This is a genomic window from Nevskiales bacterium (genome assembly GCA_035574475.1).
Classification (GTDB): Bacteria; Pseudomonadota; Gammaproteobacteria; order Nevskiales; family DATLYR01; genus DATLYR01.
Window position 1 is genome coordinate 1 of the sequence record DATLYR010000045.1, and the last position, 7,519, is coordinate 7,519.

At 67.1% G+C, this 7,519-nt stretch carries 6 protein-coding genes; 1 reads left to right on the forward strand and 5 read right to left on the reverse strand.

Annotated features, from left to right (window positions below; all coding sequences use genetic code 11):
* Positions 1–2: 2 nt before the first annotated feature.
* The 5 genes from VNJ47_02690 to amrS form a co-directional block, all read right to left on the reverse strand.
* Positions 3–1,343 carry an MFS transporter gene (locus tag VNJ47_02690; GenBank protein ID HXG27741.1) on the reverse strand — a complete coding sequence of 447 codons (1,341 nt, stop codon included), beginning with the start codon at positions 1,341–1,343 and terminating at the stop codon, positions 3–5.
* A gap of 162 nt (positions 1,344–1,505) precedes the next feature.
* A complete protein-coding gene (locus tag VNJ47_02695) occupies positions 1,506–2,471 on the reverse strand; it encodes a response regulator (protein ID HXG27742.1) in 966 nt (321 codons plus the stop codon).
* A gap of 22 nt (positions 2,472–2,493) precedes the next feature.
* Positions 2,494–4,266, reverse strand: coding sequence for a DAHL domain-containing protein (locus VNJ47_02700; GenBank protein ID HXG27743.1), 1,773 nt, complete (start codon positions 4,264–4,266; stop codon positions 2,494–2,496).
* A 24-nt stretch (positions 4,267–4,290) separates the two neighbouring features.
* Positions 4,291–5,643: a DUF1329 domain-containing protein gene (locus tag VNJ47_02705; protein HXG27744.1), complete on the reverse strand. Its 1,353-nt coding sequence runs from the start codon at positions 5,641–5,643 to the stop codon at positions 4,291–4,293.
* A 152-nt stretch (positions 5,644–5,795) separates the two neighbouring features.
* Positions 5,796–6,890, reverse strand: a complete 1,095-nt coding sequence (amrS, locus tag VNJ47_02710) for an AmmeMemoRadiSam system radical SAM enzyme (GenBank protein ID HXG27745.1) — start codon at positions 6,888–6,890, stop codon at positions 5,796–5,798.
* 62 nt (positions 6,891–6,952) lie between these two features.
* Here amrS and amrB point away from each other — a divergent pair.
* A partial coding sequence (gene amrB, locus VNJ47_02715) for an AmmeMemoRadiSam system protein B (GenBank protein HXG27746.1) occupies positions 6,953–7,519 on the forward strand: 567 nt, incomplete at its 3' end.

A 7,519-nucleotide genomic window follows, 5' to 3' on the forward strand; every position in this document is an offset into this window, starting at 1 on the left:
GCTCAGGGCATGGCCTCGGCCGTGCGGCGCAGGGTGACGTTGCGGTTGTGGGTCTCGCGCATCCACAGCGCGCCGGCCAGGCCCAGCAGCGCGACGCCGAAGGACATGCCCAGCGCGTTGCGGTAGTCGCTCCAGGCGTAGTGGCGCAGGCCGTTCACGACCGTGCCATCCCAGGTCAGGTCCATGATCCAGCCGAACAGCGGCTGCAGCACGGCCGCGCCCAGGAACAGCGCAGTGTTGACCAGCGCGATGGCCATGCCGGAGGCCTGCGGCCGTGCCAGCTCCTTGGCCGCGGCATAGGCCGGCACCACCGCGGCGGTGGACAGGCCCATGACGGCGAACAGCAGGTAGCCGCTCCAGCCCGGCCCCCAGGGCAGCAGGATCATCGCCAGCCAGCACAGGCAGGCGAGCGCGGCGGCGGCCACCAGCACCGGCTTGCGCCGGCCGAGCGCGTCCGACAGCCAGCCGGAGGCGAAGGAGCTGAAGGCAAAGCACAGCAGGTTGAGCGTGAGATAGGTCGAGGCGGCAGCGCGGTCGAGGCCGAAGCGGTCCTGGATCAGCGGCACGCCCCACAGGCCGTTGAACGCCAGGCCGTTGCCGAGCATGCCGAAGAAAAACAGCACCGCCGGCCACAATGCGCGCGTGCCGAGCACCTCGCGCAGGCTGTGCCACCAGTGCTGCGAATACTGCGTCACCGGCTCGATGCCGGCGAGCGCGCGCGGGCTGGGAAAGCCGGCCTGCTCCGGCGTGTCGCGCACGCAGCGCCAGATGAACACCGCCAGCAGCAGCGAGAACAGGCCCATGCCGACGAATACGCTGCGCCAGGTGGTGACGGTGAGCAGCAGCGACAGCGGCGCCGCCGACAGCACCGAGCCGAGATTGCCGAGCAGCACCACGAAACCGCTGACCGCGGCGTAGCGGTGCTCGCTGAACCAGCTGGCGTTGAGCTTCATCACGCCGATGAAGGCGGTGGACACGCCAAGGCCCACCAGGAAACGGCCGAGGCTGGCGACCCACAGGCTGGGCGCCAGCGCGAACAGGATCGAACCGCCGCCGGCGATGACCGAGAACAGCGCCACGCTGCGTCGCGGCCCCAGCGTGTCGGCCAGGATGCCGGAGGGGATCTGCATCGCGGTGTAGACGTAGTAATAGATGCCGGCCAGCGTGCCGAGCGCCACCGCCGAGGTCTGGAAGGCGGCGCGCAGCTCATCCGCGATCACCGCCGGCGCCATGCGGTGGAAGAACGCGACCATGAAGGCCACCGTCAGCAGCCCGAGGCTCAGCCAGCGCAGGCGCTGGAAGCGCCGCTGCTCGTCCGGGCTGCTGAAGCTGCGCGCGGTCATGGGCCGCGCATTGTACGGGATTCCGCCCCGGCGGCCGGCAGAAACTCAAGAACGCGACAGGATAACAGGATGTCCAGGATCAGCAGGTTGATTCTTTCGCAAAAAATCCCGTCCAGTGAATCCTGATCGTCCTGTCTATCCTGTCCATTCTTTCGCCGATGGTCAGGACGTTGTACTGAAGAATCCGCGCAGCTGGCGGATGCGCTGCAGCATGCTCGGCGGCGCGGCCTGGATGGCCGGGGTTTCCTGCACGCGGTAGCGCTGCGCCAGCAGCGGATTGGCCTTGAGCGTCTGGTGGCGCTGGATCGCCTGCTGCACGCTGCGTCGGCACATGGCCTCGCGCGTGGGCTTGATCAGGAAGCGGAAGATCTGGCCCTGATTGATCAGGTCGATGGCGACGTTGGCGTCGCTGCGGTGCGTGAGCACGATGGACACCACCTGCGGGTGGTGCTGCTTGAGCAGCCCGAGCATGGTGGTGACGCTCTCGCTGCCGATCATGGTCTCCGTGATCAGCACGCCGATCGGGTGCTTGTCGAGCAGGTCGAGCGCATCGGCAATGCTGGTGGCGTGGTGCACCTCGTAGTCGGCGCCGAGCATGCGTTTGATCTCGTCCACCGCGATCATGTCGCTGTCGAGCATGAGGATCGCCGGACGGGCGTTGCCGGCCATGGCAGCCGGCGACTCGGCGTCGAGCTGACTGACCTGCTCGCCGGACAGCTTGCGCGCCGCCTCGACCGCCTGCGCGATCATGTCCTGCAGATCGGCATTCGACCAGGGCTTGTGCACGAAGCGGTAGATCTCGCCGTCGTTGATCGAACCGAGGATGGCGCTGAAGTCGGAATAGCCGGTCAGCAGGATGCGCATCGCGCGCGGACGGATCTTGCGCGCCTCGCGCAACAGCTCGACCCCGACCATGCCCGGCATGCGCTGGTCGGAGACGATCACATCCACGTCGTGCTGGCGCAGCAGCGCCAGCGCCTGCTCGCCGCCGTTCGCCAGCAGCACGTCGTACTGGCGGCGGAACATGATGCGCATGGTGGTGAGGATGGATTCTTCGTCGTCCACGAACAGCAGACGCGCCCGTGCGCCATCCGGTTCGGGCGTTATGACGCTGGCAGTGGCTTCCATGGCGATACCTCCGGCTTCCTGGCTATGCGGCTTCCGCCTGCTGCTGCACCGGCAGCGTTACCGTGAAACGCGAACCCTTGCCGGGCTGCGACTGCACGTCGATGCGGCCGCGGTGCTCCTGCACGATCTGGTACACGATCGACAGGCCCAGCCCGGTGCCCTTGCCGACCTCCTTGGTGGTGAAGAACGGCTCGAAGATCTTGTCCATCACCTCCGGCGTCATGCCGCAGCCGGTGTCCTCGACCACGATCTGCACCTCGCCGCCGGTGGCGCGCGTGGTCAGGCGGATCTGGCCCTGGCCGCTGATCGCCTGCGTGGCGTTGGTGATCAGGTTGAGGAAGATCTGGTTGATCTGCGAGGGCGCGCACTGGATCTGCGGGACCTGGCCGTAGTTCTTAACCACCTCGATGCGGTCCTTGAGCTGGTTGCGGCAGATGGTGAGCGTGCCGTCCAGGCCCTCGTTGACGTCGAACCAGTCCATGCGCGAGCGGTCCAGGCGGCTGAAATCCTTCAGGTTGGTGACCAGGTCGTTGATCTGGTTGAGGCCGCGCAGGCTGTCGGTGAGCAGCGTGCCGGCGTCGTCGAGCACGCCGGTGTCCACCTGCGCCTCGGTGGCCGCCAGCTGATCGAAGGCCTGGGCGATCTGGGTTTCGTCCGCATGCGGCGCGCGGATCAGCCCGATGGTCTGGGCATAGCGATCGAGCAGGCGCTTGATGTCCTGGAACATGCCGCTGGCCATCTCGACGTTGCTGCGCACGAAGCCCAGCGGCGTGTTGATCTCGTGCGCCACGCCGGCCACCATCTGGCCGAGGGAGGCCATCTTCTCGGCCTGCACCACCTGCGCCTGCGAGGACTTGAGCGCCGCGTAGGCCTTGGTCAGGTCCCGGGTGCGCTCCTGCACCTTGATCTCCAGGGTCTCGTTGGCGCGCTGCAGCTGGCGGTTGGCCTTGTCCAGATCGATGAAGCTCTTTCTCAGCCGCCAGCCGAGGTAGGCCAGGCCGAGCAGCAGCACGACCGCATAGCCGATCAGGATCAGGCGGTAGGTCTCGGCCTCGCGCAGGCGCGCGTTGTGCACGGCGTCATAGCTGGCCTCCAGCTCGGCCAGGGTCTTGACCGTCGGCGCCTTGAGGATCTCGCCGAGCAGACGCTCGTTCGCCTGGCGCTGGTTGAGCACCGCGTTGGGCCGCGAGGCCAGCTGCACCGCCTGATGCTGCACCTCGATCGGCAGGGTCGGCGCCAGCTTGGAGATCTCCAGACCCAGATCGGCGAGCTTCTGCGCATTCTCCGGCGCCGGCAGCAGGCCGTATTCGAGCACTTCCTTGATCAGCTGCAGGATCTGCTGACGCACCGCGGTCTCGCTGGCGGGCAGCGCAGCCAGCACCTCCTCACCGGCCAGGCGGATGGTTTCGATGGACTCGGCCAGCGACAGGTTGTCGGTCTCGAACTGCTCGACCTGCTGCAGCTTCTTTTCCATCGCCGCGCGGTAGTTGTCGTAGGCCTGCTTGAGCCGCGCATCGCCCAGCTTCTCGATGGCGTTCTCGCCCTGGTTGAGGCTGTCCACCGCCTTGCGCACCTCGGGCAGCATGTCGATCAGCGCGGTGGAATCCGGGTCGATCAGCAGGCGCGCGCGCAGCGTTTCCTCGTTGAGGCGGCTGTCGAGCTGCTTGAGCTGGCGCAGCGACTCGAGCGTGGCGTTGTGCGCCGACAGGTCGAAGGTCTGGCTCAGAGTCATGAGGTAGACGAGTGCGCCGACCGCAAGACCGGCGACCAGGGCAAGGAGCAAGCGTTGGATCATGGCGTTACCTGCGCGATATCGGGGTCAGCGGGAGGTCAGTTTCTTGACCGCGTCGGGCGTGAAATTGTCCGGCGTCAGCGGATAGGAGAAGTCGCCCGGCTTGTCCTCGCTGAACATCGACGTGACGAAATAGCCACCCGACTGCAGGTCGTAGATGACCTCGGGCACACTGGTGCCGAACTGCACGGGCTGCACGTAGATGATGAAGCCTTCGTGGAACTTCCAGTACTGGTCGCGCTGGTCGTAGTAGTCCACCATCGCGATCGACCAGCTGTCCTCGTCGATGTAGAACACGCGCTTCTTGAAGCTGTGGCGCAGCTCCGGCACGTTGTTGGCCTCGACCACCCACACCCGGTGCAGCTCGTAGCGCGGCAGGTCCTGGTTGAGGTGGCCGGGCTTGACCAGATCGGCGTACTTCACCGGCGGCCGGTTCATGACCGCGTTGTTGTAGCCGATGTACATCTCGCGCTTGCCCACCAGCTTCCAGGTGTAGCGGTCGAGCGCGCCGTTGAACATGTCCACCTGGTCGTAGAACTGGTTGCCGTCGGTGCCCTCGGCCGGGTTGTCGTAGGCCACGTTGGGCGCGCGCCGCAGGCGGCGCAGCTGCGGGTTGTAGATCCAGGCGCTGCGCTTGGACGGATGCTCCCAGGCCAGGATGAACTGGCCGGCCACGCGCGGCGGCGAGATCGAGTTGAACAGGTACAGCAGGAAGGTGCTCTCGGGCGTGTCCAGCGGCTTGGGGTCCTTCAGGCTGGCGTACTGGAACAGCACGTCCTCGACGATCTTGCTGTAGGCGACGGTGCCGTTGGGCAGCACGATGGCCTGGTTGTTGTAGCGCCGCACGTGCTCGCCACGGTACTTCAGGCGGTGGTTCCAGATCGGCTCGGCGCCGCTGGTCGGAATCGGAAACGGGAAACCCTGGCGCGCACCCTTGATCGCATCGGGGTTGCCGCCGACCAGCTCCGCACTGGTCGCGTTGGCCTTGGTCGCCTGGTAGATCTGCTCCGGATAGGCCACCGAGCGATGGCTCGGGTAGATGTTCATCTTGTAGTCGGCGAAGCGCTCGAACATCTTCAGATGCCCGACCGACAGCTTGTCGCGGTACTGGGCGAGATTGGCGCGCGTGATGGTGAACAGCGGGCGCTCGCCCGGGAAGGGGTCGGGGAAGTTGTCCCAGTCGGGCGTCAGCGTGCCCTTCTGCGGCAACCCGCCGGTCCACTCCGGGATCGTGCCCTCGGCATTGCCCGCCTTCTCGGCCCCGATCGGCGTCAGATCCTTGCCCAGGCGCTCGGCCTCGGCGGGCGATACCTTGGCCGTCGCCGTCCCGCTCGCAACAAAAACCAGCAGTCCACAGGCCAGAAACACTGGCCGTGCCATCGATACTCGCCCCATGAAAATCCCTCCTGCGCGTTGAATGCCCGCTTCCCTGCCCTCATCCCTGTGTTTTTGTTGTCTATTTTTTATACACGTTACTGCCCGGCGGCGGCAGGGTCAATGGCTGGGTTGACGCCCGCAGCCGTCTGTGCGGCCTAATCGCCGCCGGAGACGGCTGTGGCGATGCGCACCGGCAGGCGCCGCGATCCCCAACCGCCCGGCGGGCCTGCGAACTCGCCTGGCAGCGGTGTGGCGCAGCGGCGGCACTGGCCATCATCGGTCAGATTCCAGGCGCCCAGTTCGTATCCCTCGCGCTCGATCAGCAGCGCGCCGCAGCCGGCACACCAGGTACTGCCGCCCTCGCGGTCGCGCACGTTGCCGGTGTAGACGTAGCGCAGCCCGTTGCGGCGCGCGATGGCGCGGGCACGCGTCAGTGTCGCTGGCGACGTGGCCGGCCTGTCGGTCATCTTCCAGTCGGGATGGAAGGCGGTGAAGTGCAGCGGTACGTCGGGGCCGAGGTTCTCCATGATCCACCGGCTCTCCGCCTCGATCTCGGCCTCCGAATCGTTCTCGCCCGGAATCAGCAGCGTGGTGATCTCGAACCAGACCTTCGTTTCGCGCTTGAGATAGACCAGTGTGTCGAGCACCGGCTGCAGATGGCCGCCGCAGACCTTCCAGTAGAAACTCTCGTTGAAGGCCTTGAGATCCACATTGGCCGCATCCATGTGCCGGTACAGCTCAGCGCGTGGCGCGGGACACTGGTAGCCGGCGGTCACTGCCACGGACTGGATGCCCAGCGCGTGCGCGGCATCGGCCACGTCCATGGCGTACTCCATGAACACCACCGGGTCGTTGTAGGTGTAGGCGATGCTGGCGCAGCCGAGACGCTGCGCGGCGCGCGCGAGCTGCTCGGGGCTCGCGCGGTCGGCCAGCGTGTCCATCTCGCGCGACTTGGACATGTCCCAGTTCTGGCAGAACTTGCAGGCGAGGTTGCAGCCGGCGGTGCCGAAGGACAGCACGGCCGTGCCGGGCAGGAAATGGTTGAGCGGCTTCTTCTCGATCGGGTCCACGCAGAAGCCGCTGGAGCGGCCATAGCTGAACAGCTTGACCTGGCCGTCCTCGCAGCCGCGCACGAAGCACATGCCACGCTGGCCCTCGCGCAGCTTGCAATAACGCGGGCAGACGTCGCACTGCACACGGCCATCCTCGAGCCGGTGCCAGTGGTGGGTGGGAACGACGGTCTGCAGCATGGCAACCCCGGCCGGCCTTGCTCTATATAGCAGTATAGGAGGCGATCGCAGCGAGGTGCTGCATGCGCGTGCGTCCGCCGGCGGTAGCCGGCGCTTTCTACCCGGACGATCCCGTGGCGCTGCGGCGCGGGGTGGCGCAGCTGCTGCGTGACAACCCCTGCCCCGGCCCCGTCCCCAAAGCGCTGATCGCGCCGCATGCCGGCTATGGGTATTCCGGCCCGGTCGCGGCGCATGCCTACAACCGGCTGGGGCCGGCCGCCAACGCCATCCGGCGGGTGGTGCTGCTCGGGCCCGCTCACTACCTGCCCGTCGCGGGCATCGCCCTGCCGACGGCCGACGCCTTCGCCACCCCGCTCGGCGCGATGCCGCTCGACCACGCCGCGCTGCAGACCCTGCGTGACCTGCCGCAGGTGATGGAATGGGGCGCGCCGCATGCGCCTGAACACAGCCTCGAGGTGCAGCTGCCCTTCCTGCAGACCTTGCTGCCCACAGCCCGGCTGGTGCCGCTGCTGGTCGGCGAAACCGCGCCGGAGGCGGTGGCCGAGGTGCTCGAGCGACTCTGGGGCGGGGCTGAAACCCTGATCGTGGCCAGCTCCGACCTCAGCCACTACCGCCCCTACGCCGAGGCC

Coding starts and splice junctions, on each gene's coding strand:
- VNJ47_02690 (HXG27741.1), bottom strand. CDS start 1,343: ATGACCGCGCGCAGCTTCAGCAGCCCGGACGAGCAGCGGCGCTTCCAG.
- VNJ47_02695 (HXG27742.1), bottom strand. CDS start 2,471: ATGGAAGCCACTGCCAGCGTCATAACGCCCGAACCGGATGGCGCACGG.
- VNJ47_02700 (HXG27743.1), bottom strand. CDS start 4,266: ATGATCCAACGCTTGCTCCTTGCCCTGGTCGCCGGTCTTGCGGTCGGC.
- VNJ47_02705 (HXG27744.1), bottom strand. CDS start 5,643: ATGGCACGGCCAGTGTTTCTGGCCTGTGGACTGCTGGTTTTTGTTGCG.
- amrS (HXG27745.1), bottom strand. CDS start 6,890: ATGCTGCAGACCGTCGTTCCCACCCACCACTGGCACCGGCTCGAGGAT.